The following is a 22,948-nucleotide window of genomic DNA, read 5'->3' on the forward strand; positions in this document are numbered from 1 at the left end:
TCGCGATCAGCTGCCGGTGGACGCGGGCCCGTCCCGCGGACGTGGGTTTCAGGCACGTGACCGAGCGAGTGCACAGAGCATCCGACGGGTCTTGACATCGGTCGGTGAAGGTATCAGACCGCGGTTGTCCAGAGCTGTTCGGATCGCCAATTGGATTGTCGCAGAGCGCATTTCCAACTCACCCGCCGACTCCCCCGGTCGTGGCTGCACCATTGCGGAGATCTCGAGCAGATCCACCTCGGGCACGGCCCAACGCTCTACCTCGATCCCGACCCCGTCCAGCGATATCCCCGACCATCGCGATGAGTCGATCGGCCCCAGCCGCATCAGGTGGTCGATGGGTACGCCTGCGGGTGTGCAGGTCACGAGAAACTGACGCTGCGCAGAATCGAGGAGATGTGCCGGATCGATCCCGTCGGCAACGGCGGTTCCCACCGAACCGGGGTTCCGTCGACTCACCACCGACGCCGCCATCGCGCGATGTGAGCCGCACCAGTCGCCGGTGAGGCGGTACATCAGATTGTCGTCGGCGAACGGGGCGACCCACTTGCCGACCAGTCGGTCCGGCGGACACGGGCGTAGCCGGACCGTGATGTCATCCTGGTCACCGCTGCGCATCTTGATGATGAGATTGCTCGACAGCAGCGGAAGAGGAGTGTGCTCGACCGTCGACCGCGCTTCGGCAAACCAGATGTCGCGACGTTCCGTGGGCCGCTGCGGACACCCCAGGACCCGCAACGCCTCGCCGACCCCGGTGTCGATGTTCGTCTTGATCTCGATCGGTGCGATCACAGGCCACCCTCCATGTACATGACGCTCACTGCGCACCGAGGTCTTCAGCCGCGCCGGTTATGTCCATCGTCGCCATCGACACGCCCGAGGGCACGAGTACGGCGCTACCTCAATCGGGGTCGTCGCGGCCGAAATCGGACGTCAGAACCGGACAAACCACACGAACGGGCACCTCCGACGTACCTCTCAGGTGGATGCAGCGTCGGAACCGAGAGGTGCGAGCCGCAATCCGAGGGGTGATGTGCCGGGGATCGAGTAGTCGATTACTCGTGTACCCGTTCACCGATGGCTTCATGCTGGTGGGGCACCGACGCGTACGAAGATGAACCCGACGACCGGCGGAGCTTTCCCGCCACGGAGACTGCTGATGCCCGGAATCCCTGGTGTGACCGCCTCGACCACCGCGCTGCAGGGCGCACCGCCGCAGGCGTCACCCGACGGACGACCCGCCATCACCCGGCGTCTGGCCGGCGTGGCCGAGTACGTCGACCGTCACATCGGATGGGAGCGGGTGGGCAGGTGGCCGGGGCTGGCCGTTCTGCTCGGATTGCGCAGTCAGTTGCGGGCCAAGAACCTCGTCGACACCGGCCCCCACCCGGGCCCGGCGCTACCGCCGGCAACCGAGGCCGATCGTGCCGGACGGACGGTCCTGGGAACCTACAACGCCACCACCGACCCGGCCATGGGCTCGGTGGGCAGCCGATTCGGCCGCAACATGCCCGGCTACGTCCAACCGGGCTCCGACGCGGATGTGCTGCAGCCCAATCCGCGCCTGGTCAGCATGCGTCTACTCGACCGAGGTGACGACTTCACCCCGGCGACGACGCTGAACCTTCTCGCTGCGGCGTGGATTCAGTTCGAGGTCCACGACTGGTTCAACCACCGGACGATTCCGGCCGCGGAGGCCACCGAATGCTGGGAGATCGAGCGGCCCCCGGGCGATCCGGTGGGTGATGAGCCGATCAGCATTCCGCGCACCCCGGTGCTCCCGCCGGCCGGCCCGGGTTTCGGCCCCGCATACGAATCCATCACCACCTTCTGGTGGGACGGTTCCCAGATCTACGGTGACAATCCGGCCTACTCGAACGCGATCCGTTTGCCCGACGGCCGGATCGACCTCGACGAGACCGGTCTCCCGCCCGCCGCCACCGACGCGCTTCTGGATCCCAACGGTTCGGCCCCCAACTTCTGGGTGGGTCTGGCTCTCATCCACTCGCTGTTCCTGCGCGAACACAACGCCATCTGCACCCGTCTGGCGGCGGCGTACCCGCAGATGGACCCCGAGCGGCGATACACCGTGGCCCGGTTGATCAACTGCGCACTGATGGCCAAGATCCACACGGTGGACTGGACGCCGGCGATCATCGCCCACCCCACGACCGTGGCGGCGTTGCGCGGCAACTGGTTCGGCGTCCTCGGCGAAGGTGTTGCACGGCGCTACGGGCACGTCTTCGGCAACGAGGTGCTCAGCGGCATCCCCGGATCCCGCACGGACTTCAATGACGTCGCCTTCTCCCTCACCGAAGAGTTCGTGGCGATCTATCGCATGCATCCGCTGATGCCCGACGAGGTGACCATCCGCGCACTCGCCGACGACGAGGTGATCGTCACCCGCACGCTCTCCGATCTCGTCATGCCCGATGTCCGCACCCGGCTCGCCGACGCCCCGATGGCCGATCTCCTCTACACGTTCGGCACCGCCAATCCCGGCGCGCTCGATCTGCACAACTATCCCGTCACGCTCCAGAACCTCAGGCGTCCGGTCGGTCCGCCGATCGACCTGGCCACCATCGATCTGGTGCGTGTCCGTGAGCGCGGGGTGCCGCGCTACAACGAATTCCGTCGGCAGTTGCGTCTCAAGCCCAAGAAAGACTTCATGGATCTCACCGGTGATCGTCGGATCGCCGACGAGTTGGAGTCGGTGTACGGCGACATCGAACGGCTCGATCTGATGATCGGGCTCTACGCGGAACCGAGACCCGCAGGATTCGGCTTCAGCGACACGGCCTTCCGTATCTTCATCCTGATGGCGTCGCGACGGCTGACCTGCGACCGCTTCCTCACCGAGGACTTCACCTCCGAGGTCTACACAGAGGTCGGGATGGCGTGGATCCGGGACAACTCCATGCGGTCGGTGTTGTTGCGCCACTTCCCCACTCTCGCGCCGGCCCTGCGGGATGTCCCGAATCCGTTCGCGCCCTGGAATGTTCCGTAACCACAACCCGAGGACCGGCCATCATGACCGACATCGCCCCATCCGCGGAGACCCCCGCGATGCCGACCACCCCGACCCCCGTCGTCTTCGTCCCGGAGATGGAACAACCCCGCGAGGACGAGGAGCGTGACATCGAGCGGATCGTCCGCGCGCTGCACGGCAACAACGAATACGCCTTCCGGAAGTACAAGTGCGGCGTCCGCGACGCGCACGCGAAGAGCCATGGCATTCTGCGCGGCACTCTCGAGGTGCTCCCCGACCTGCCCAACGAACTCGCGCAGGGCGTCTTCGCCACCCCGCGCAAGTACCCGGTCATCTCGCGCCTGTCGAGTACGTCGGGCGCCATCCGCAGCGATCAGGTTCAGGGTGTGCGGGGGCTCGGAATGAAGCTCGTCGGCGTGGACCCGAATGCTCCGCGTGCACTGCCGGACGACACCGCCACCACCCAGGACTTCATCATGGTCACCCACGAGGAGTTCCTGTTCGCCGACGCGCACAAGTACAGCCGGCTCGGAATGGTCACGGCGGTGACCCTGGCACGGCTGCCGGACCCGGTCCTGAAGGGGCTCAGCACCGCACTCGGCGTTGTCGGAGGCCGGCGTCTTCCCGAGACCCTCGCGGTGTTCGTTCGGCCGAACACACACATCCTGGGCGACGAGTTCTACACATCCGCCCCGCAGCTGCACGGCCCGTACATCGCGAAGCTGCGGTGTGTGCCCGCCTCACCGGAGGTCCGTGCGCTGATGGGTCAGCCGGTCGACGACCGCCCGGGCATCAACGCCTTCCGCGAGATGGTCATCGACTTCTTCGCCAACCACAGTGCCGACTACCGGCTCGAGGTGCAGTTGTGCACGAATATCGACACGATGCCCATCGAGGACGCCACCGCCCACTGGAATCAGGTCGAATCCCCATACATCCCGGTGGCGACGATCCACTATCCCGTCCAGGACCCCTACACCCCGGAGCGGCGGGCATTCGGCGACGACGTGCTGTCCTACAACTCCTGGAACGGACTGGCCGCCCACCGTCCGCTGGGATCGATCAACCGGCTCAAGAAGCGGGTGTACGAGGCGTCGAGCAACTTCCGTCATCAGGTCAATAACGCGCCGCGGTTCGAGCCGGCGACCGAGTCCGACCTGCCCGAATGACCGTCGCCGTTCCCCGTGACGACCCGGACGACCGACCTCGCCCGGGTGCTGCCGGCCCGCCCACATATCGCGGCAAACGCCAGCACGGCCGCCCCTCGCGGACCCTATACTCAAGCCCCATGGGCGGCCGTTGGCAGCTGCTCGGTCGGCCCACCGAGCAGCACACCATCCGATCGGCTCTGACCAGTGCCGACGGGAGTGGGGTCGTACTCATCGGTGCCGCCGGGGTGGGCAAGACGACGTTGGCCCGCACCGTCTCGGCCGACCTCGGCGGACCGGTCCTGTGGGCCGCGTGCACCGAATCGTCGAAGGCCATCCCGTTGGGGGCGTTCGCCCCGTGGGTCGAGCAGACGGGATCGCGTGATCCGGTGGCCGCGCTCGGCGCCGCACGGCAATCTCTTGTGGCGCAACCGGATACGGTTCTGGGTATCGACGATGCGCACCTGCTCGACCAGCTCTCGGCGACTCTGCTGCATCAACTCGCGGTGGAACGGGCCGCGCGGATCATCGTGACCGTGCGGTCCGGTGAGGCGGTACCCGACGCCATCACCTCGCTCTGGAAGGATGGTTACCTCACGCGGATCGAGCTGGAGCCGTTGCGCAAGGACGAGTGCACGTCGCTGGTGGAGAAGGTCCTCGGCGGGACCCTCGAGGGACTCAGCGCCGACGTCATGTGGGAGTCGTCGAACGGCAATCCGCTGTTCCTGCGCAACATGGTCGAGGGTGCGTTGGACGCCGGAAACCTCGCCGAGGTCAACGGCGTCTGGCAACTACGCGGCCCTACCGCGGTCCCCTCGGGGCTGGTGGCGCTGCTCGACGACCGCATCGATGCCGCGGGCGATCACGTCGTCGACGCGCTGAAACTCCTTGCGCTGTCCGAACCCCTCGACATCGACACCCTCATCTCACTGTCGAGCGAGGACGCCGTCGACACCGCGGAGGTCCGTGGTCTGATCCGCATCACCCGCGACGGTGTGGTGGAGAATGCGCGGTTCGCCCACCCGCTCTACGGCGATGTGATCAGGCGGCGCATCGGGACGATCGCCGGTCGACGCCTCCGCGCCCGGATCGTCGAGGTTCTGCGCGAACGGCCGACCGGCACGGCCGCCGACCGGATCCGCCTGGCGCGACTGTGCGTCGACGGTGGCCACCAGCTCGACGTCAAGCTGCTGATCTCGGCCGCGAAGGATGCGGTGGCGCTGACCAATCTTCCTCTGGGAGAACGCCTTGCGCGAGCTGCGACCGAGAACGGCGGAGGTCTGCGCGCCGTGGACGTGCTGTCGAGGGCCCTCCTGTGGCAGGGCAAGATCGTCGAGGCCAACGAGGTGCTCGCCGCCTTCGACCCGGACACCCTCGATGAACTCGAACTCGTCCAGTGGGGCGTGCCGCGCATCAGCCTGTTGTTCTGGTCGCTCGGCGACGTCGACCAGAGCGCGCGCCTGCTCGATCTGCTGCGGTCGAGGGTGCGGTATCCGGCGCTGTGCTTGATGGTCGAGGCGACCGGATCGGCGATGGCGGTGCACGCCAACCGGATCGCGGAGGGTATCGACAGCGCCGAACGGGTGCTGGCCGACCCGGAATCCCCCGGGCAGGCAGTCGATTTCGCGGCCTTCGCGGCGGGACTGGCGATGCCGGTCGCCGGCCGTGGCCGCGATTTCGAGGCGATCGCCGATCGGTGCCGTCCCGAACACAAGGCCACCGACGGCATGATCAAGGTGATGGTGCGCTACGGCGACGTGCTGGCCCTGGCCACCACCGGCCGCGTCGACCTCGCCGAGCAACGGGCGATCGAGTACGCCGAATTCTCCAACGCAGGCCAATTCGTCGGGTGGGCGATAGCGAAGATCATGGCCGGCCTCGTCTCCTGTTATCGGGGGTCTTTCCGGGAGGCGATCGGTGCACTCGAACAAGCGCTGGCAGCACTCAACGCCGACAACTCGCTGCCGTGGAAACTCCCGGCGCGACTGCTACTGGCACGTGCCTACGCGGCACTGGGTGCGGTGGGCGACGCCGACCGGGTGCTCACCGAGGCCGACGAGCATGTGGGTCCGCACGAAGCGATCCACGATCCGCAACGGTTGATCTCCCGCGCCTGGCTGGCCGCCGCACGCGGTGGGGAACGAACCGCCATCGAATTCGCGCACGGCGCAGCCGATCTCGCGCACGAGGTCGGTCAGTACGCCGTCGAGGCGGAAGCCCTGCATCACGCGGCGCGCTTCGGTGATCGCACCATGGCCGAACGACTCGTGCAGGTTGCGCCCCGGGTGCAGGGAGTGCTCGCGCCGTTGTTCGCACGCCACGCGGTGGCGGTCGCCGACGCCGACCCCGACGCGCTCGACGACGTCAGTCACGCCTTCGAGCAGGCCGGACTGCTGTTGTCGGCGGCCGACGCCGCGGCGCAGGCGGTGTCGCTGCATGACCGGGCCGGGCATCGGCGGCAGAGCACCGAGTCCAGCGCCCGGGCACTGCTGCTGTCCAGGAGGTGTGATGGCGCGACGACCCCGGCCACCAGAACGGCCGCGCGGCCATTGCCGGTCACACCGCGTGAACGCGAGATCGCGGCGCTGGTGTCACAGGGCCTGAGCAATCGTGAGATCGCCGATCGCCTGACGGTGTCGGTCCGCACCGTCGAGGGACACGTGTACCGGGCGTGTATCAAACTCGATGTCGCCGATCGTGACGAACTGGCCCGCATCGTGTGGCGGGGCGACAAGCGGGGTGTCGGGTAGCTGGTGTGTGGAGCGGCTGCGCGGCGATGACTTTCCGATTGCCTCGTGGTCTGTACTGCGACGGTGTCGGACGGCAGACATCGCAGACCTCAGGAGTGAATCGTGCACACCACCATCTTCGTCAATCTTCCGGTGGCCGACGTGGCGCGCTCGCGTGCCTTCTTCGGTGAACTCGGATACTCCTTCAACGAGAACTTCTCCGACGGCAGGGCGATCTCTGTCGTCCTCGGGGACAACATGGTGGCAATGCTGCTGCAGCGGGACTTCTTCGACACGTTTCACCCCGTCCACACGGCCGATGCGACCGTGACAAAGGAGTGCGTTGTCTGCCTTGACGCCGACAGTCGTACGTCTGTCGACGAGTTGGTCGACGCGGCCATCGCCGCGGGGGCCACGCCCGGCGACACCGAGGATCACGGCTTCATGTACGGGCGCAGCTACAGTGATCTCGATGGTCACTCGTGGCAGATCATGTGGATGGATTCGGCTGCGACACAGTCAGAGTGATACCTCGTAGCGAGAGAAAGGACGCCACCATGACGCGTGTCCGCGTCGACATGTTCACCTCGCTCGACGGCCGCACCGCCACCGCCGGCCTCTCCCCGGACAATCCGATGGGTGCGGACTGGGGGCGGCTGACCGCGGCGTACTCGGCGACGCGCACATTCCACGAGCGGGTCTTCGGCGACACCGGCGGCGCCGGCACAACCGGCGTCGACGATGCGTACGCTGCAGCGCATTTCGAGGGGATCGGTGCCGAGATCATGGGTGCGGCGATGTTCGGGCTCCATACGTTTCCCGACGATCCGGCCTGGCAGGGCTGGTGGGGTGACGAACCGCCGTTCGGCACCCCGGTCTACGTGCTCACCCACAGTGCGCCCCGGGCATCGATCCCGATGACCGGCGGCACCACATTCCACTTCCGCAGTGGCGCCATCGACGACGTACTGGCCGAGGCGTCGGCAGCCGCCGACGGTGCCGACGTCCGCGTCGGCGGAGGCGTGGAGACCATCCGGGAGTTCCTGCGGGCCGGCCTCGTCGACGAGCTCCATCTGATGGTCGCCCCAATCGTGCTGGGCCGCGGAACCCGGCTGTGGGATGAGCTGCCCGCGCTCGACGTGACCCACACGGTGACGACCGAGGTGGCCGAGAGCGGCACGATCCACCTCTCGTTCAACCGGTAAGACACCACGTTCTACCGTGGGACCATGACCATCAACACCGATCAGCGGGTCGTCATCATCGGCGCGGGACACGGAGGTGCCGGACTTGCCGCGCTGCTGCGTCAGTCCGGCTTCACCGGGGCGATCACCATGATCGGCGATGAAGCGCACCTCCCCTATCACCGGCCGCCGCTGTCGAAGAAGTTCGACGCGCCGTCGGTGCAGCAGTTGCTGCGGCCGGCCGAGTTCTACACCGACAACCGGATCGACATCCGCACCCGGTCACGAGCCGTTCGGATTCGCACCGACGGCAAGACGGTGATCCTCGCCGACGGCACCGAGATCGGGTACGACACGCTGGTCCTGGCGACCGGATCGCACCCGCGCGCACTGCCGGGCACACCGGAGGGAACCACCTCGGTGATGACGTTGCGGACCCTCGATGATGCGAACACGCTCAACCGGTCGCTCGCCCGTGGCGGCGAACTCGCGATCGTCGGCGGCGGCTACGTGGGCATGGAGGTCGCAGCTGTCGCCCGCAGCCGCGGCCTGCACGTGACGGTCATCGAACGGGAGGAGCGAATCCTCGCCCGCGTCGCCAGCCGTGAACTGTCGGCGATGCTCACCGACTACCACCGTGAGCGGGGAACGACGATCATCACCGGGCGCTCGGTGTCGGACCTGCGGATCGAGGGCTCGGAGGTGACCGGGGTCAACCTGGACGACGGCAGCGTCGTCGAGTGCCGCACGCTGCTGGTCGGAATCGGTGCCGCCCCCGACGAGGTACTGCCCCGCACGGCGGGTCTGGAGTACGACGACGGTGTGATCACCGACGAATACGGACGGACCAGCAACCCCGACATCTTCGCCATCGGCGACCTGGCGCGGCGCCCGGTCGCCGGGCATCACGGCCTGCGTCGCCTCGAATCCATCCCTGCCGCAACCGAACACGCCCGGCACGCGGTGGCGGCGATCCTCGGTCAGGAGCCCGAGGAGCATGAGGTGCCGTGGTTCTGGTCGGATCAGTTCGATCTCAAACTCAAGATCGCCGGACTGACGACACCGGATGTCCGGGTGATCACCCGCGCGACGCCGGGCAAGAACGCGGTCTCGTTCTTCCACATCCAACCGGCGGGCAACGTGGTCGCGGTGGAGGCCGTCAACGCCCCCGCCGATTTCAACGGGGGTAAGAAGCTCATCCGCAGTGGCGCGCACGTCGACCCCGACGCGCTGGCGGATCCGTCGGTCAAGATGCGGGACCTGACCGCCTGATCCGATTGGGCATCGGACAGGGCGCATGCCGCCCCTCGGGGTCAACCTCGGCGTGGGAATTCAGGCGGTGATCCTGTTGTGGTCGGTCGTGGCGTTCGTCCGGCCCCGCTGCGCAGGCCCGTGCGGGTGATGTGCGGCGCCACGGGCGAATCGTGCGCCGACGAACCACGCGCCGGCGACACGCGGGCGACCCTGCGTGCGTCCGAAAGTCCGGGCGACGAACGAGTGAGCCAGTGACGCTGCAGAATCCGCTCCCGCCGACGGCGGCGTAGGCCGCCCTGCGCGACAGACCGGCGCGAATCGGTTGCGGGGTGGATGCCGGACGGCAATGCTCATAGCCGAAGACCCGCAATCACAGAGCCGTCAGAACGCGAGGACACGGGGTGCCCATGACAATCAGAGACTCACTGACGATCAGCGACTCACGCGAGGGCCGGCCGACGGCGGGTTCGCGACATGTCTGAGCTCGGCTCCGCGCCGACGAGCATCGGCGTCCTCACCAGTGGCGGCGACGCCTCCGGGATGAACCCGGCGGTCCGGGCCGTGATCCGGACCGCGCTGCATCACGGCATCGACGCCTATGCCGTTCACGAGGGATACCAGGGTCTGGTCCACGGTGGCGAGTTCATCCGGCGGATGGAGAACGCCGACACCGACGGCATCCTGGCCAAGGGTGGCACCGAGATCGGTACCGCGCGCTCGCAGGAGTTCCGCACCCGTGAGGGGCGCCGCGCGGCCGCCCACAACATGCTCCAGCGCGGCATCGACGCGTTGGTGGTCATCGGCGGCGACGGAAGTCTCACCGGTGCCAACATGTTTCGGGCGGAATGGGCGGAGCTGCTCGATGAGCTCGTCACCTCCGGTGAGATCTCCGCCGACGTCGCCGGCGCGCATCCCTTCCTGCGTCTGGTGGGCCTGGTCGGCTCCATCGACAACGACATGTCCGGCACCGACATGACCATCGGCGCCGACACGGCACTGCACCGCATCGTCGAGGCGATGGACGCCCTGCGCAGCACGGCCTCGAGTCACCAGCGCTCGTTCGTCGTCGAGGTGATGGGGCGCAACTGCGGGTACCTCGCGCTGATGGCCTCCCTGGCCACCGCTGCCAACTGGGTGCTGATCCCCGAGCAGCCGCCGGCCGACGGGTGGGCCGACCGGATGTGCCGCGACATCCGGACCGGTCGGCAGATCGGCCGACGCCAGTCAGTCGTCGTCGTCGCCGAGGGAGCCCAGGACCGCGACGGCAACCCGATCACCGCCGAACAGATCAGGAAACTCCTCGAGGACGAACTCGGCGAGGACACCCGCATCACCACGCTGGGCCACGTGCAGCGTGGCGGTGCGCCGAGCGCCTTCGACCGCTATCTCGCGACGCGGCTGGGATACGCCGCCGTTGAGCGACTCCTCGCCGATGAACCGCACGCCCCCGCGCAACTGGTCGGTCTTCGCGGCAACCGTGTGGTCACCTCCCCGCTGATGGAATGCGTGGAACAGACACGCGCGGTCGCCGACCGGATCAAGTCGAACGACTATGACGGTGCGATGTTGTTGCGCGGCGGCAGTTTCCGCCAATCCCACCGCATCCTGCAGACGATGCAGCAGGCCGCCGCGCGACCCACCCAGGCGGGCCGTCGACGCTTCCGCCTCGCCATCGTCCACGGTGGCGGACCGGCACCCGGAATGAACACCGCGGTGCGTGCGGCGGTCCGGCTCGGTCTGGACCGCGGGTACAGCGTCCTCGCGGTGCGCAACGGCTTCCGCGGGCTGCGGCGTGGCCAGGTCCAGGAGATGGGCTGGATGGACGTCAGTGGCTGGGTGTCCGACGGTGGCGCCGAACTCGGCACCAATCGCTATGTGCCAGAGGGCGAGGCGATCGGGCAGATCGCCGAGCAGATCGCCGCCCATCGCATCGACGGTCTGCTGGTGGCCGGCGGCTGGGCGGCCTACCAATCCGCCTACGAACTGCACCGTCATCGACAGGAGTTCTCGGCCCTGGACATCCCGATCGTCTGCCTGCCGATGACGATCAACAACGACGTCCCCGGAACCGAACTCAGCATCGGCAGTGACACCGCGCTGAACAGCATCGTCTCCGATGTCGACAAGATCCGGCAGTCCGCGGTCGCCACCCGCCGGGTGGCCGTCGTCGAGGTGATGGGCCGCGACAGCGGTTATCTGGCGTTGCTGTCGGGAATCGCGTCGGGTGCCGAGCGGATCTACATGCCCGAGGACGGCATCACCATCGACGACCTGACCGCCGACATCCATTCGATGGCCGAGGGCTTCCGATCGGGACGACGATTCGGACTGATCATCCGCAGCGAAGGCGCCGACTCGGTGTACAACACCTGGTTCATCACGTCACTGTTCGAGAAGGAGGGCGGTGAACTTTTCGATGCCCGCCAGGCGGTGCTGGGTCATGTCCAGGAGGGTGGGGATCCGTCGCCATTCGACCGCATCCACGCCACCAGCCTGACCGCGCGGTGCGTCGAGTTCCTCTCCGAACAACTCGAGTCCGGGGGCCGGGCGAGCGCCATGATCGGATTCCAGTCCGGCAGGCTGCAATTCACCGACCTGACCTCCTACCCCGCGCTCATCGAGACCGATGCGATGCGGCCCATCGAGCAACGCTGGATGGAGAGCAAGAACCTGGCGAGGATCATGCGGCGGTGATCCGGGGTGTGTCTGTGATGCGGTGAGTCTGGATTCGGCACCGGGATCTGGCGCGGCTCGATCGAGGGTTTAGGTTACCCTAACCGAATTGCTCGATCCGAGAAAGAACCGTGATGACTGGTGAGACCTTCGACCGCATGCCCGACGGAGATGTGACCGTGGCGCTCCCGTCCGACGACCCGACCGGCACTGCGTCGGACGGCAGGAACGGGATCACATCGACCACCCCGGTGACCCGGCCGGGAACCGGATACCTCGTGACTCTGGCCGTCGTCGTGGTGGGCGTCGCCGTCACCTCGGCCACCGGACTGCGCGCCCCGTTCTGGTACGACGAGGCGATCACCGCAACCACCGTGAGTCGCGGAATCGGCGGCACCGTCGGCATTCTCGGTCACGCCGACGGCGGGTTCGCGGGGTACACCTTTCTCCTGAGCCTGTGGTCATCGGCGGGTGCCGAATCCGAACTCTGGCTTCGGCTTCCGTCACTGCTGGCCGTGCTGGCCATCATCGTGCTGACCGCCGAACTCGGCCGCCGGATCGCGGGAGGAGCATGCGGCCTCGTCGCGGCACTGCTGGTCGCCGTCGGCGGGGGGATCGTCGCCGAATACGCCAACGAGGCGCGGCCGTACGCCGTGGTCACGGCGCTCGTCACACTCGTGGCGCTGCTCACGCACCGCGCATCGCGCAGGGGTTTCACCGTGGGGTCGGTGGCGCTGCTCGCGGTCCTGATCGCGGCGGCGACCTCGGTGCACACACTCTCGCTGGTCGCCGTCGTCATGTTCACGCCCTGGCTGATCCGGGCCGCGCAGGTCAGTACGTGGTCGACGCGCCTTCGGGTGGTGGCCGCCGTCGGTATCATCGCCGATCTCGTAGTCGCCGGCGTCATGCTCACACTGTCGGCGCAGTACAGCGATCTGCAGAGCTGGATCCACAACCTGAGTGCGACCGAGTTGCTGACCAGCGGGGGTGGCGATCGCCTCCGTCGGGGTTGTTGCCCTGCTGCTGATCGGTGCGGGCTACCTGCTCGTCTTCCGACGTGATCGCGGCGGCCTTTCCGACGATTCGGCCACGCCGATCGCCCGCATCGACGTCGGCACCCTCCTACTGTGGGCATGCGGTCCCATGGTGGTGCTGGTGGTCGCCGGGTGGATCTACCAGCCGATGTTCGCATCTCGGTACGTGTTGTCCTCGTCGGTTGCGTGGGCTCTGCTCGGCGGGCTCGCGGCGGCTCTGGTCTGGCGGCATGCCCGGGGCCATCGGGTCCGGCAGATCGCCGTATGCGCCTGCGTCGCCGTGGTCCTCGTCGGCTCGGTAATCGCTCTCGGGGGCCTTCTGCCACGGGCGAAGTCCGAGGATCCGCGAGCGGCGGCGGCCTGGATCACCGAGCGATACGAGCCCTCCGACGCGATCCTGTACGGACTGACGTGGCTCGAGCCGGAACTGCGCTGGTATCTCTCCGATGCGCCGGGTGCGCCCTTCCCCGCCGGTGGTCCCACCGACATCACCGCGGGCCCGGTGACGTCGCTGCAGGCGGATTCACCCTGGACGCCACCCCAACCATCGCTGGTCGAACCGGATCCGGGCACCGGGGTGGGTGAACGACTCGATGCGATCACCCGTGGCCATGATCGCGTGTGGCTGGTGTCCAAACCCGGGGTCCCGGCCGGCTGGACGCCGGTGCCCGAGGTCGGCGCGCCCCTGGCCGAGGAACTCCGTCAGACCTGGACCCTCACCGAGACACGTGGTTTCGGTGATGTTCGCGTGGAGTTGTTCGAACGCACCCGAGGCTGAGCGGGACCACCGACGGCGGTGGCGGCCACGTAGAATCCGCAGTGCGTTGACCAGCACGCACGGGGATGGCAGGGGCCGCGGCCACCGGGCCACCCCGGTTCGAGGAGAAGGTGGCGTCGATGTCGATGGCAGATCGTGTCGACGGATTTCAGCGTCGACACCCATGGAGTGGATTCCCACTGGGCGTCGCCTACAAGTTCTTCGACGATCAGGGTGGGTACCTGGCCGCGCTGATCACCTACTACGGCTTCATCTCGCTGTTCCCACTTCTGCTGGTCTTCACCTCCATCCTCGGCCTCGTCCTCGAGGACGATCCGGAACTCCAGGCGCGCATCGTCGACTCGGCGCTGTCGCAGATCCCGGTGGTCGGTGATCAACTCGGCGACACCGGGCACCTCGGTGGCAGTGCCACCGCCGTGATCATCGGTGTGGTGAGCGCCGTCTACGGTGCGCTCGGGGTGTCGGTGGCGATCCAGAATGCGATGAATGTCATCTGGGCGGTGCCACGCAACGTTCGGCCCGATCCGATCCGAGTGCGGATCCGAGGTGCGATGCTGCTGTCGACGGTTGGACTCGCGGTCATCGGCCTGACCGTGCTCAACGGCGTGACCGCCGCCCTCGACCTCGGTGGCAGTGGGCGCGTGCTGGCGATCATCGGTCCGGTGCTCCTCTACACCGCGGTCTTTGTCGTGGGGTTCCGGTTCGGTACCGCTCGGCACGTGAGTACTCGCGACGTTCTGCCCGGAGCCCTCATCGCCGCACTCGGATGGCAGCTGATGCAGACCTTCGGTGCGGTGTACGTACAGCGGGTGATCGCCCGGGCCAGTGCCATCAACGGCGTCTTTGCCGTCGTCCTGGGTCTGCTCGCGTTTCTCTACATCACCGCGGTGATGGTGGTGATCTGTCTGGAACTCAACACGGTGTGGGTCGACAAACTGTATCCGCGGTCCCTGCTGACCCCGTTCACCGACAACGTCATCCTGATGCCCGGTGACGAGGCTGCCTACTCGGCGCAGGCTCGGGCGCAGCGCAGCAAGGGTTTTCAGGAGATCGACGTGACGTTCGACAATCCGGCCGAATCATCGGGTTCTGATGGGCGCGGCTCCGACGCGCCGGGTGGGCCCGACCCGAGGTCCGCTCCTCGATCACGGGGTTCGACGGAGGGTGCCCACCATGGCATCGATCAGTGATGGATCGGCGGCATCGGGTCCGCCCTGCGGCAGCGAGATCACGAAGAGCACGGTGCCGGACTGGCCGGGCACCGTGGTCGCCACCATGCTGTGGATCGCGGTCGGACCCACGCACGCCGAGGTCTCGATCCCGGTGACCGTCGCGACGATCTGAACCGCCGGTGCGCCCGAGACGGTCAATGGGCGCGGCTCACTCAACGTCACGGTCGGCACCACCCCGGAGTCGGAGGTGTAGATGTCGGCGACGAGCGCTGCCTCGTCGGTGACCGCCGTGGTGATGTCGTCGGTGTTCGAGGCCGCCGGTGTTCCGGACAGGCCCGCCGAGTTGTTCGGGCACCGCGGGACCTCCAACTCGGCCGCACCACCCATCGTCCTGATCGCGCAGTAGCCGAAAGGTCCGTCGTCGCAGCGCTTTTCCCAGCCGACGAGAGTGCCGCAGCCCAGTACCTGCCAGTTGCCCGGGACGTCATAGGACAGGCCCCGTTTGCCGGCCACGGGCTGCCATCCCGTCGGTGTCGCCGCCGTGGTGACCGCTCCCGGGCACGTCGCCGGTGGCGGTGTGGCGGTCACGGGTGGCGGTGTACTCACCGTGACCGAGGTGGTGTGCGACGAGGACGCGGCCGGTGCGGCATGCCCACCCGTACCGCTGAACAGGTGGACTGCGACCACGCCCACCCCGACGATCGCCGCAACGACCAGAACGAGGACGCCGATGATGACCGCCACAGCCTTCCCGCTGCCACCGGGTGGACCGCCGCCCGACGATCCGGGACCACCGGCCTCCGGCCACGCGGACTGCGGTGGGGGCGCGACCCCGTATCCCGGTGGCTGCCAACCGGGCTCGGGCGAGGTCGGGTGGCCGAGCGGGGTCGGGGACCATTCCGGATGCCCTCGGTCCGGTTGCTCGCCCGGTGTCGGATGGCTCATCGATTCCCCCGCGGTCGCTGTTGATGGATGCGTCACGCTATCACCGCGGGCTGCGCGGCGGCCCGCGCCCGATGTCCGTTTCGGAGGATTCCGCCTCGTCGTCGGACAGCGGATGGGACCCTGTGATGGCCGTTTGCGAGAATGCGGTTGAGCGGATCGAGGATCGAGGAGTGATCAGATGTTGAGCACCATGCAAGACGTCCCATTGTCCATTGCTCAGTTGCTCCGGCACGGAAGCAGCGTGCACGGGACGGCCGAGGTCGTCACCTGGACCGGTGAGGGGGCGCGTCGCCGTAGTTATGCCGATGTCGGCCGCCGATGCGCCGCGCTGGCGCACGCGCTGCGGGGTCTCGGTGTCGACGGTGACGAGCGGGTCGCCACCTTCATGTGGAACAACGCCGAACACCTCGAGGCCTATCTGGCCGTTCCGGCGATGGGGGCGGTACTGCACACGCTCAACATCCGGCTGTTCCCCGAGCAATTGGTCCACGTCGCCAATCACGCCGAGGATCACGTCGTCATCGTCGACCCGACGCTGCTACCGCTGCTCAATCCGCAACTGCCGCAGCTGACCACCGTCAAGCACATCATCGTCACCGGTGATTCGACGGACGGCGTCGACGCTCCCGAGGGAGTGCAGGTTCACTCGTATGAGGCGTTGATCGCCGACCAGCCGACCGACTTCGACTGGCCCGAGGTCGACGAGCGTTCGGCGGCCGCGATGTGCTACACCTCGGGGACCACGGGTGACCCGAAAGGTGTTGCGTACTCCCATCGTTCGATCTACCTGCACTCCATGCAGGTGTGCATGACCGAGGGCCCGGCACTCAAGCAGGGTGACCGTGCCCTCGCGGTGGTCCCCCAGTTCCACGCGATGTCGTGGGGGTTGCCGTACGCGGCGTTCATGATCGGCGCGTCGCTGATCATGCCGGATCGTTTCCTGCAGCCCGAGCCGCTGGCCGCGCTGATCGCCGCGGAGCAGCCGACGTTCGCTGCTGCCGTTCCGACGATCTGGCAGGGCCTGCACCAGTACCTGGAGCAGCATCCGCAGGACATCTCGTGCATGCACGACGTCCTCATCGGCGGTTCGGCCGTGCCGCCGTCGCTGATGCACACCTTTGAGGAGGATCACGACGTTCAGGTGCTGCATGCCTGGGGTATGACCGAGACCTCGCCGCTCGGGTCGGTGGCCCGACCGCCGGCCGGCGTGACCGGCAAGGAGCGGTGGGCCTACCGCTACACCCAGGGGCGGTTCCCCGCCTCGGTGCAGGCGCGTCTCGTCGACGAACTCGGTGAGCCGGTACCCAGTGACGGCAAGAGCATCGGCGAACTCGAGGTGCGGGGACCGTGGATCACCGGCTCCTACTACGGCGTCGATGCGCCGGAGAAGTTCCAGGACGGCTGGTTGCGCACCGGCGACGTCGGCACCATCACCCCCGACGGCTACCTCACCCTCACCGACCGCACCAAGGACATCATCAAGTCCGGCGGTGAGTGGATCTCGTCGGTGGATCTGGAGAACGCGGTCATGGGTCATCCCGACGTCATCGAGGCGGCGGTCATCGGCGTGCCCGATCCCAAGTGGGATGAGCGGCCCCTGGTGGCCGTGGTGCTGCGCGAGGGTTCCGACGCCACCCCCGACTCTTTGCGAGAGTTCTTGTCCGACAAGGTCGCCAAGTGGCAGCTGCCGGAGCAGTGGACCATCGTCAACGAGGTGCCCAAGACCAGCGTCGGCAAGTTCGACAAGAAGCGCCTGCGGTCGCAGTTCCACGACGGCGGGCTCTCGGTCACGCATTTGTGACCGATCAACGGCCGGACGGCTCGTAGGCGATCCTGATCGGACGCAGGATTGCCTGCGCCCGTCCGTCCGTATCGGCCACCGTGGCGGACGCGGCGATGAGCCCGGGACTCTTCCGGTGGCCGGTGAGGTGCAGTTCCACCGGGGCATCTCCGAGATACACCGGTCGGACAAAACGCGTGTCGCATCCGGTGATCCGGGCGCCGTGGTCGGCCGCCCACCGTTCCGCGTGACTCATCACGATGGCCAGGATGAGGTAGCCGTGTGCGATGGGCGCGGGCAACCCCGCCGCGCGGGCCGCGCTGTTGGACAGGTGGATCGCGTTGTCATCGCCCGAGACCTCCGCATAGCGGGCCACCCGGTCGCGGGTGATGGGCTCGATCGCCTCCCACAGCGGCTCCGCGTCGGCGGGGTCGGGCGTCGTGGTGTCCCCCGTCATCGGCCGGCCTCATCGTCGTCCTCGCGAAAGGTCAAGGTGGCCAACGATTCCGCGATCGTCTCCGCGGTGGCGGCGAGGATCTCGCCGCGCACCCGGGTCGAGACCGCGCCCGCCCGCCGCCGCACCGACTCGATGGTCAGGCGCCCGCCGAGGACGTCGCCGGAGCGTGGCGGACGGTGCACCCGAAGCGATTCCGCGGTGAGGACGAGGCCGTCGGCCGGGACCGCGCCGGCACGCATCGCCTCTCGCGCGAGGATCGCCATGATCTGATGGACGACCGGCAGCCCCGACGGAGTCGTGCCGGGGCCCACAACCTCGGCGAAGTCGGCCAGCAGGGTGTCGGTGACGCCAAGGGGTTCCGGTGTGGTGAACACCATGCCCTCGGCGAGGGTGTACGGCATGGCCAATGGTATCGCCACGGCATCGGCGGTGTGGGTGGGATGTGCCGCCTCAGCGGGTGTCGGGTTCCAACCACGAACGCAGTCGCGCGACGACGTCGGCGTCGGTGAAGTAGCGGAGGTGGTTGATGCCGGTGATCGGCGGCAGATGGAAGGTCTCCGGTAGCGGGGTGTTGTCCACCATGCTCATCGATCGCACACCGACAGCGAGGTCGTTTGTTTCTCCGACGTCGCGGCTCGTGAAGGCGGCGTCGGCGAGGGTATCGAGGGCGGTCCACAACGCGAGTTCGGGCCCCGAGAACGGTGGATCCGCTTGGTGTGGTTCGAAATCCGTGGTGATGGAGAACAGTTTGGCGCCGGTCGACGCGGATGGGCTGTTCAGCTCGGCGAGGTAGGGGCTGTCGGGGGCCATAGCCGCGAGCCCCGGGATGGCGGGTCGCGAGTCACCGGCACTCACCACGGCCTTGATCATCTCGGCGATCGGGCGACATCCGTCGAGTGAACCGTCCGCCGGCGGGTGGCCGGTCGCGGTGCTGCGGCCTGCGACGAGACCGTGGCCGGCGACGAGGTTGGTGAACAAATCGACGGCCAGTCGCCACCAGTCGGGATTGCCCAGCGGTGTACCGGCATTCGGGCCGCCGACCATGATGAGCTTGCCGACCCGCACGCGATCGGCAGGTGTCGCCACACTCTCCAGCAGGCTTCGGGTCACCAACGACCCGCGGCTGTGGGCGATCACGTCCAGGTCGATGTCCTCATACCCGAGGCCCTTGAGGGCGGACAACAATTCCGCGGCATTGACCTTGGGGTCGACGCTGAGGGTGCGGTGATCGAATCCGAGCACCAGGTGGTAGCGGGATATGCACTCATTCAGAAAGGCTGTGCCCGCATCGAATTCGGTGAGCCAGCGGAAGGTGAACCGCGTCGTCACGAAGATTCCGTGGACCAGCAGCAGAATCCGGGTCGGTTGACCGCCCCGTGGTGGCGGTACCGTCGCCAGCGCCGGCCAATCGGGATCGTGTGCCGAGTTGACATGCACCAGGCGGGTTCTGGTGAACAACGACTCGGCGATCGTCACGACGCCGCCGATCGCCGGGCTCAGCGGGAATCGAAAGACGGAGCACGACAGCACGTCCGACCCGAGGCCGATGTCGATCGTGGAGTCTGCAGACGCGGTGCGTGCGCGGCGCGGCGGTGGGGCGGGTAGCGCGAAGGTCAGGGTGCGTGAGGCGGCGGCGCCGTGAGACGGGGTGATCCACCGGAGAACACCGCCGTCGTCGATGAGGACGATCGCACTCTGCCCTTCACCGACGGTGACGTCGATGTGGGGTCCGGGGGCGGGTTCGCGCGCCGCCGGCGGCGAGGGTCGCCCGCGGACCACCGCGGCCTCGGCCACCGCAGTGGTCGCGGACGGGCCGATGCGTGCGTGATACATCGACTGCCAGCCACCGAGCCGGGCGAAGGATGTCGCCGATGGTGCACCGCGACCGGCGACGGTCTCGGGATCCTCACCCGGCCCGAATCGGGCGAGCGGACCGAGCAGGACCAGGTGCGGCGGCAGGTGGAAAACCGGTTCGTCCTCGTGCATGGTCACTGCCGTCCGTCGTGGGCGGGGTCGCCTCCGGATGGCGGCGGTGACAACCGGAGCGTCGACGCCGCTGCGTCATCGGTGACCATTCCGCTGACCGTGGGATCGTCGGACACCCCGTACTTGCTCCGGTAGGCCGCATCGACGGCGGTTCGCATCCCGGCATCGGCGGCGCCCACATCGGCGACGGCGACCTTTCGCTCCCAGTCGGCGATGCGGACCCGGGCCGTGCCGGTCCGCACGGCGGCCCCGAACCAGCCGGTGTCGCGCCGACGCCACGTCCGCACGAACACCGAGCCGTCGACCTCGACCACCCAGATGGGGACGTCGGTGCGCATCGTGCCGTCCGCGCGGGGCGTCGAGATCCGGAGCTCGCGTGCGGCAGCGATCCGTCGCAGAGCGGCACCGTCCCATTTGCCGGGGAAGTTCATTGCCCCACCCTTCGTGCCGACGACCTCGCGTCGCACCGTCGTTCGATGCGGCGATCTCTGGCAGACATGGTAGTTCGGTGACGTCCCCACGTGCCCCGTGATAGTCGTGGACGGAATCAATCGAGAGGCATGCCCGATGGACACACCCCGAATCCGCAGCACCGTCGACGAGACGGGAGTCGCCGTTCTCACCCTCAATAGAGCCGAGAAGCACAACGCCCTCGACGACGCCATGTTCGACGCTCTCGTCGATGCGGCGGCAACGATGGCCTCCGACAACGCCGTCCGTGCCGTGGTGATCCACGGCGACGGCAAGAGCTTCTGCTCCGGCCTCGACGTCTCCACCCTGGGTGGTTCGGGCCTGGGCGGTTCGGGCCTGGGGCGCTCGCTGCTGGAGCGTGAGGGCGGACAGGTGGCCAACCGGCCGCAACGGGTTGCGCTGGACTGGGCGCGGGTGCCGGCGCCGGTCATCGCGGCGATCACCGGGAACTGTTTCGGAGGTGGACTGCAGATCGCGCTCGGCGCCGACATCCGCTATGCGGCGCCCGATGCCCGGTTGTCGATCATGGAGATCAAGTGGGGACTCGTGCCGGACATGGGCATCACCGCGACCCTTCCCCGCCTGGTTCCGCTGGACGTGGCCAAGGAGTTGACCTTCACCGGCCGCATCCTCTCCGGTACCGAGGCGCACCGTCTGGGGTTGGTCACCGGGATGTCCGACGATCCCCTCGACGCGGCGCTGACCCTCGCCCGCGAGATCGCGGCGAAATCACCCCACGCCGTCCGCGCCGCGAAGCAGTTGTACGAACGCACCTGGACCGGCAACGCCCCCGCCGCGGCCCTCCTGCTCGAAAGCGAGCTACAGGTCGGGCTGATGGGCTCGCCGAACCAGCTCGAGGCGGTGGCCGCCGGGATGGCCCGTCGCCCAGCCCGGTTCGTCGATCCCGATTGAGCATTCCGGCGGGCGCGGGGAGCCTCTTGGGCGATATGCCCGAGTTGTCGGGTCCGCCTGTGCGGCAGGGAAGTTCGCCTCGGCTGGCGTCATGGGCAAGCCGTTAGACTTCCGACACTCTCCTACGACGAAGGGTGTCGATGTTCCCGACATACGGAATCCCCGATGGCGCAAACACCGCCTGGATGCTGGTGGCGTTTGCGCTCGTCCTGCTGATGACACCGGCCCTCGCGCTGTTCTACGGCGGCATGGTGCGATCCAAGAGCGTGCTCAACATGATGATGATGTGCCTGTCGGCCATCCCCATCGTGTGGATCATCTGGGTGGTCATCGGGTACTCGTTGGCGTTCGGTACCGACCACGACGGACTGATCGGCAGCTTCGCCTCCTTCCCCGGCCTGGAACACACCTTCGGCGCCAACGCCGACGGCGAGATACCGCTCGTCGGAACGATTCCCGCGATCCTATTCGTCGCGTTCCAGGCCGGTTTCGCGATGGTGACCGTCGCGCTGATCGCCGGTGCGGTCGCCGACCGCATGCGGTTCGTCGCGTGGTTGCTCTTCGCCGCGGTGTGGTCGGTGGTGGTCTACATCCCGATCGCGCACTGGGTGTTCAGCGCACCCGGCCTCACCGAGGAACACGGTGGCTGGATCGTGTCGCACCTCAAGGCGATCGACTTCGCCGGCGGAACCGCGGTCGAGATCAACTCGGGTGCCTCTGCGCTCGTCCTCGCCCTGCTCCTCGGCCGCCGGCGGGGATGGCCGAAAGACCCGATGCGACCACACAATCTGCCATTCGTCATGCTGGGCGCCGGACTGTTGTGGTTCGGATGGTTCGGCTTCAACGCCGGTTCGGTCCTCGAGGCCAACGGTGCGGCAGCGATCGTCGCCGTCAACACCCTCGGCGCGGGCGCGGCGTCGATGGTGTCATGGCTGGTCGTCGAACAGGTCCGGCACGGTCGGCCGACCTCCTTCGGCGCCGCGTCCGGTGTGGTCGCCGGTCTCGTGGCGATCACCCCCTCCTGTTCGGCGGTCACGCCGGTCGGCGCGCTGGCCGTGGGGGCGGTGGCCGGCGCGGTGAGCTCGTATGCGATCGAATTGAAATTCCGCTGGCGCTACGATGATTCGCTCGACGTCGTCGGCGTGCACTTCGTCAGTGGTGTCGTCGGCATGCTGATGATCGGACTGGTGGCGTCGTCGACCGCTCCGGCCGGTGTGGACGGCCTGTTCTACGGCGGTGGGCTGGATCAGCTGTGGCGGCAGGCGGTGGCCGTGGTCGCGGTGCTCGCTTATGCGGTGGTGGTGACCGGGGTGATCGGGCTGGCGCTCAAGTACACCATCGGACTGCGCGCGGACCGTCAGCACGAGGTGGACGGGATCGACGACGCGCAGCACGCCGAATCGGCTTACGACTTCTTCACCCCGGGCCGCTGAGTC

At 67.7% G+C, this 22,948-nt stretch carries 19 protein-coding genes; 13 read left to right on the plus strand and 6 right to left on the minus strand.

Annotated features, from left to right (window positions below):
• Window positions 1-48: 48 nt before the first annotated feature.
• Entirely contained in the window at window positions 49-792 is a 744-nt protein-coding gene (locus tag ACWDPV_RS09560; RefSeq protein ID WP_348806885.1) for a hypothetical protein, read from the minus strand.
• Window positions 793-1,159: 367 nt separating this feature from the next.
• Between ACWDPV_RS09560 and ACWDPV_RS09565 the strand changes: the two genes are divergently transcribed.
• The 10 genes from ACWDPV_RS09565 to ACWDPV_RS09610 all read left to right on the plus strand — a co-directional run bounded on the left by ACWDPV_RS09565 (window position 1,160) and on the right by ACWDPV_RS09610 (window position 14,979).
• Entirely contained in the window at window positions 1,160-3,007 is a 1,848-nt protein-coding gene (locus ACWDPV_RS09565; protein WP_348806884.1) for a peroxidase family protein, read from the plus strand.
• Between the two features lie 59 nt (window positions 3,008-3,066).
• Window positions 3,067-4,158 carry a catalase family protein gene (locus ACWDPV_RS09570; RefSeq protein ID WP_348806911.1) on the plus strand — a complete coding sequence of 364 codons (1,092 nt, stop codon included), beginning with the start codon at window positions 3,067-3,069 and terminating at the stop codon, window positions 4,156-4,158.
• 119 nt (window positions 4,159-4,277) lie between these two features.
• Window positions 4,278-6,887, plus strand: coding sequence for a LuxR C-terminal-related transcriptional regulator (locus ACWDPV_RS09575; protein ID WP_449742755.1), 2,610 nt, complete (start codon window positions 4,278-4,280; stop codon window positions 6,885-6,887).
• Between the two features lie 102 nt (window positions 6,888-6,989).
• The gene (locus ACWDPV_RS09580) at window positions 6,990-7,394 is read left to right on the plus strand and encodes a VOC family protein (protein WP_348806882.1); all 405 of its coding nucleotides are present in this window, start codon (window positions 6,990-6,992) and stop codon (window positions 7,392-7,394) included.
• Window positions 7,395-7,423: 29 nt separating this feature from the next.
• Window positions 7,424-8,071: a dihydrofolate reductase family protein gene (locus ACWDPV_RS09585; RefSeq protein WP_449742756.1), complete on the plus strand. Its 648-nt coding sequence runs from the start codon at window positions 7,424-7,426 to the stop codon at window positions 8,069-8,071.
• 24 nt (window positions 8,072-8,095) lie between these two features.
• A complete protein-coding gene (locus ACWDPV_RS09590; protein ID WP_449742757.1) occupies window positions 8,096-9,322 on the plus strand; it encodes an NAD(P)/FAD-dependent oxidoreductase in 1,227 nt (408 codons plus the stop codon).
• 456 nt (window positions 9,323-9,778) lie between these two features.
• Window positions 9,779-11,998: a 6-phosphofructokinase gene (locus tag ACWDPV_RS09595; protein WP_449742758.1), complete on the plus strand. Its 2,220-nt coding sequence runs from the start codon at window positions 9,779-9,781 to the stop codon at window positions 11,996-11,998.
• Window positions 11,999-12,135: 137 nt separating this feature from the next.
• A complete protein-coding gene (locus ACWDPV_RS09600; protein WP_449742759.1) occupies window positions 12,136-13,038 on the plus strand; it encodes a hypothetical protein in 903 nt (300 codons plus the stop codon).
• Window positions 12,965-13,789 carry a hypothetical protein gene (locus ACWDPV_RS09605; protein WP_449742760.1) on the plus strand — a complete coding sequence of 275 codons (825 nt, stop codon included), beginning with the start codon at window positions 12,965-12,967 and terminating at the stop codon, window positions 13,787-13,789. The genes ACWDPV_RS09600 and ACWDPV_RS09605 overlap by 74 nt, the downstream gene beginning before the upstream one ends.
• Before the next feature lie 119 nt (window positions 13,790-13,908).
• The gene (locus tag ACWDPV_RS09610; protein WP_449742761.1) at window positions 13,909-14,979 is read left to right on the plus strand and encodes a YihY/virulence factor BrkB family protein; all 1,071 of its coding nucleotides are present in this window, start codon (window positions 13,909-13,911) and stop codon (window positions 14,977-14,979) included.
• On the opposite strand, the gene ACWDPV_RS09615 is transcribed toward ACWDPV_RS09610, so the two are convergent.
• Complete coding sequence (locus ACWDPV_RS09615) at window positions 14,935-15,906, minus strand: hypothetical protein (RefSeq protein WP_449742762.1); 972 nt, start codon at window positions 15,904-15,906, stop codon at window positions 14,935-14,937. The genes ACWDPV_RS09610 and ACWDPV_RS09615 overlap by 45 nt on opposite strands.
• A 178-nt stretch (window positions 15,907-16,084) precedes the next feature.
• Between ACWDPV_RS09615 and ACWDPV_RS09620 the strand changes: the two genes are divergently transcribed.
• Window positions 16,085-17,707: a long-chain fatty acid--CoA ligase gene (locus tag ACWDPV_RS09620; protein ID WP_449742763.1), complete on the plus strand. Its 1,623-nt coding sequence runs from the start codon at window positions 16,085-16,087 to the stop codon at window positions 17,705-17,707.
• 4 nt (window positions 17,708-17,711) lie between these two features.
• On the opposite strand, the gene ACWDPV_RS09625 is transcribed toward ACWDPV_RS09620, so the two are convergent.
• Genes ACWDPV_RS09625 through ACWDPV_RS09640 form a run of 4 tightly spaced genes read right to left on the minus strand, consistent with a single transcriptional unit; the run spans window position 17,712 to window position 20,560 of the window.
• Window positions 17,712-18,143: a MaoC family dehydratase gene (locus ACWDPV_RS09625; RefSeq protein ID WP_449742764.1), complete on the minus strand. Its 432-nt coding sequence runs from the start codon at window positions 18,141-18,143 to the stop codon at window positions 17,712-17,714.
• Window positions 18,140-18,544: a hypothetical protein gene (locus tag ACWDPV_RS09630; protein WP_449742765.1), complete on the minus strand. Its 405-nt coding sequence runs from the start codon at window positions 18,542-18,544 to the stop codon at window positions 18,140-18,142. Before ACWDPV_RS09630 ends, ACWDPV_RS09625 begins: the two co-directional genes overlap by 4 nt.
• A 49-nt stretch (window positions 18,545-18,593) precedes the next feature.
• Window positions 18,594-20,129 carry an esterase/lipase family protein gene (locus tag ACWDPV_RS09635; protein WP_449742987.1) on the minus strand — a complete coding sequence of 512 codons (1,536 nt, stop codon included), beginning with the start codon at window positions 20,127-20,129 and terminating at the stop codon, window positions 18,594-18,596.
• A gap of 2 nt (window positions 20,130-20,131) precedes the next feature.
• Window positions 20,132-20,560 (minus strand): DUF2255 family protein, encoded by a 429-nt coding sequence (locus ACWDPV_RS09640; RefSeq protein ID WP_449742766.1) that lies wholly within the window; start codon window positions 20,558-20,560, stop codon window positions 20,132-20,134.
• 136 nt (window positions 20,561-20,696) lie between these two features.
• On the opposite strand from ACWDPV_RS09640, the gene ACWDPV_RS09645 reads away from it, so the two are divergent.
• Window positions 20,697-21,512, plus strand: a complete 816-nt coding sequence (locus ACWDPV_RS09645) for a crotonase/enoyl-CoA hydratase family protein (protein WP_449742767.1) — start codon at window positions 20,697-20,699, stop codon at window positions 21,510-21,512.
• Window positions 21,513-21,652: 140 nt separating this feature from the next.
• On the plus strand, window positions 21,653-22,945 hold the full coding sequence (locus ACWDPV_RS09650; protein WP_449742768.1) for an ammonium transporter: 1,293 nt from the start codon (window positions 21,653-21,655) through the stop codon (window positions 22,943-22,945).
• Window positions 22,946-22,948: the final 3 nt, after the last annotated feature.

The organism is Gordonia sp. NPDC003504 (genome assembly GCF_053587995.1).

Bases quoted from the DNA above. Each gene is read 5' to 3' on its own strand.
- ACWDPV_RS09565 (WP_348806884.1), top strand. From the start codon at position 1,160: ATGCCCGGAATCCCTGGTGTGACCGCCTCGACCACCGCGCTGCAGGGC.
- ACWDPV_RS09570 (WP_348806911.1), top strand. From the start codon at position 3,067: ATGCCGACCACCCCGACCCCCGTCGTCTTCGTCCCGGAGATGGAACAA.
- ACWDPV_RS09575 (WP_449742755.1), top strand. From the start codon at position 4,278: ATGGGCGGCCGTTGGCAGCTGCTCGGTCGGCCCACCGAGCAGCACACC.
- ACWDPV_RS09585 (WP_449742756.1), top strand. From the start codon at position 7,424: ATGACGCGTGTCCGCGTCGACATGTTCACCTCGCTCGACGGCCGCACC.
- ACWDPV_RS09590 (WP_449742757.1), top strand. From the start codon at position 8,096: ATGACCATCAACACCGATCAGCGGGTCGTCATCATCGGCGCGGGACAC.
- ACWDPV_RS09595 (WP_449742758.1), top strand. From the start codon at position 9,779: ATGTCTGAGCTCGGCTCCGCGCCGACGAGCATCGGCGTCCTCACCAGT.
- ACWDPV_RS09600 (WP_449742759.1), top strand. From the start codon at position 12,136: ATGCCCGACGGAGATGTGACCGTGGCGCTCCCGTCCGACGACCCGACC.
- ACWDPV_RS09610 (WP_449742761.1), top strand. From the start codon at position 13,909: ATGTCGATGGCAGATCGTGTCGACGGATTTCAGCGTCGACACCCATGG.
- ACWDPV_RS09615 (WP_449742762.1), bottom strand. From the start codon at position 15,906: ATGAGCCATCCGACACCGGGCGAGCAACCGGACCGAGGGCATCCGGAA.
- ACWDPV_RS09620 (WP_449742763.1), top strand. From the start codon at position 16,085: ATGTTGAGCACCATGCAAGACGTCCCATTGTCCATTGCTCAGTTGCTC.
- ACWDPV_RS09625 (WP_449742764.1), bottom strand. From the start codon at position 18,143: ATGACGGGGGACACCACGACGCCCGACCCCGCCGACGCGGAGCCGCTG.
- ACWDPV_RS09630 (WP_449742765.1), bottom strand. From the start codon at position 18,544: ATGCCGTACACCCTCGCCGAGGGCATGGTGTTCACCACACCGGAACCC.
- ACWDPV_RS09635 (WP_449742987.1), bottom strand. From the start codon at position 20,129: ATGCACGAGGACGAACCGGTTTTCCACCTGCCGCCGCACCTGGTCCTG.
- ACWDPV_RS09640 (WP_449742766.1), bottom strand. From the start codon at position 20,560: ATGAACTTCCCCGGCAAATGGGACGGTGCCGCTCTGCGACGGATCGCT.
- ACWDPV_RS09645 (WP_449742767.1), top strand. From the start codon at position 20,697: ATGGACACACCCCGAATCCGCAGCACCGTCGACGAGACGGGAGTCGCC.
- ACWDPV_RS09650 (WP_449742768.1), top strand. From the start codon at position 21,653: ATGTTCCCGACATACGGAATCCCCGATGGCGCAAACACCGCCTGGATG.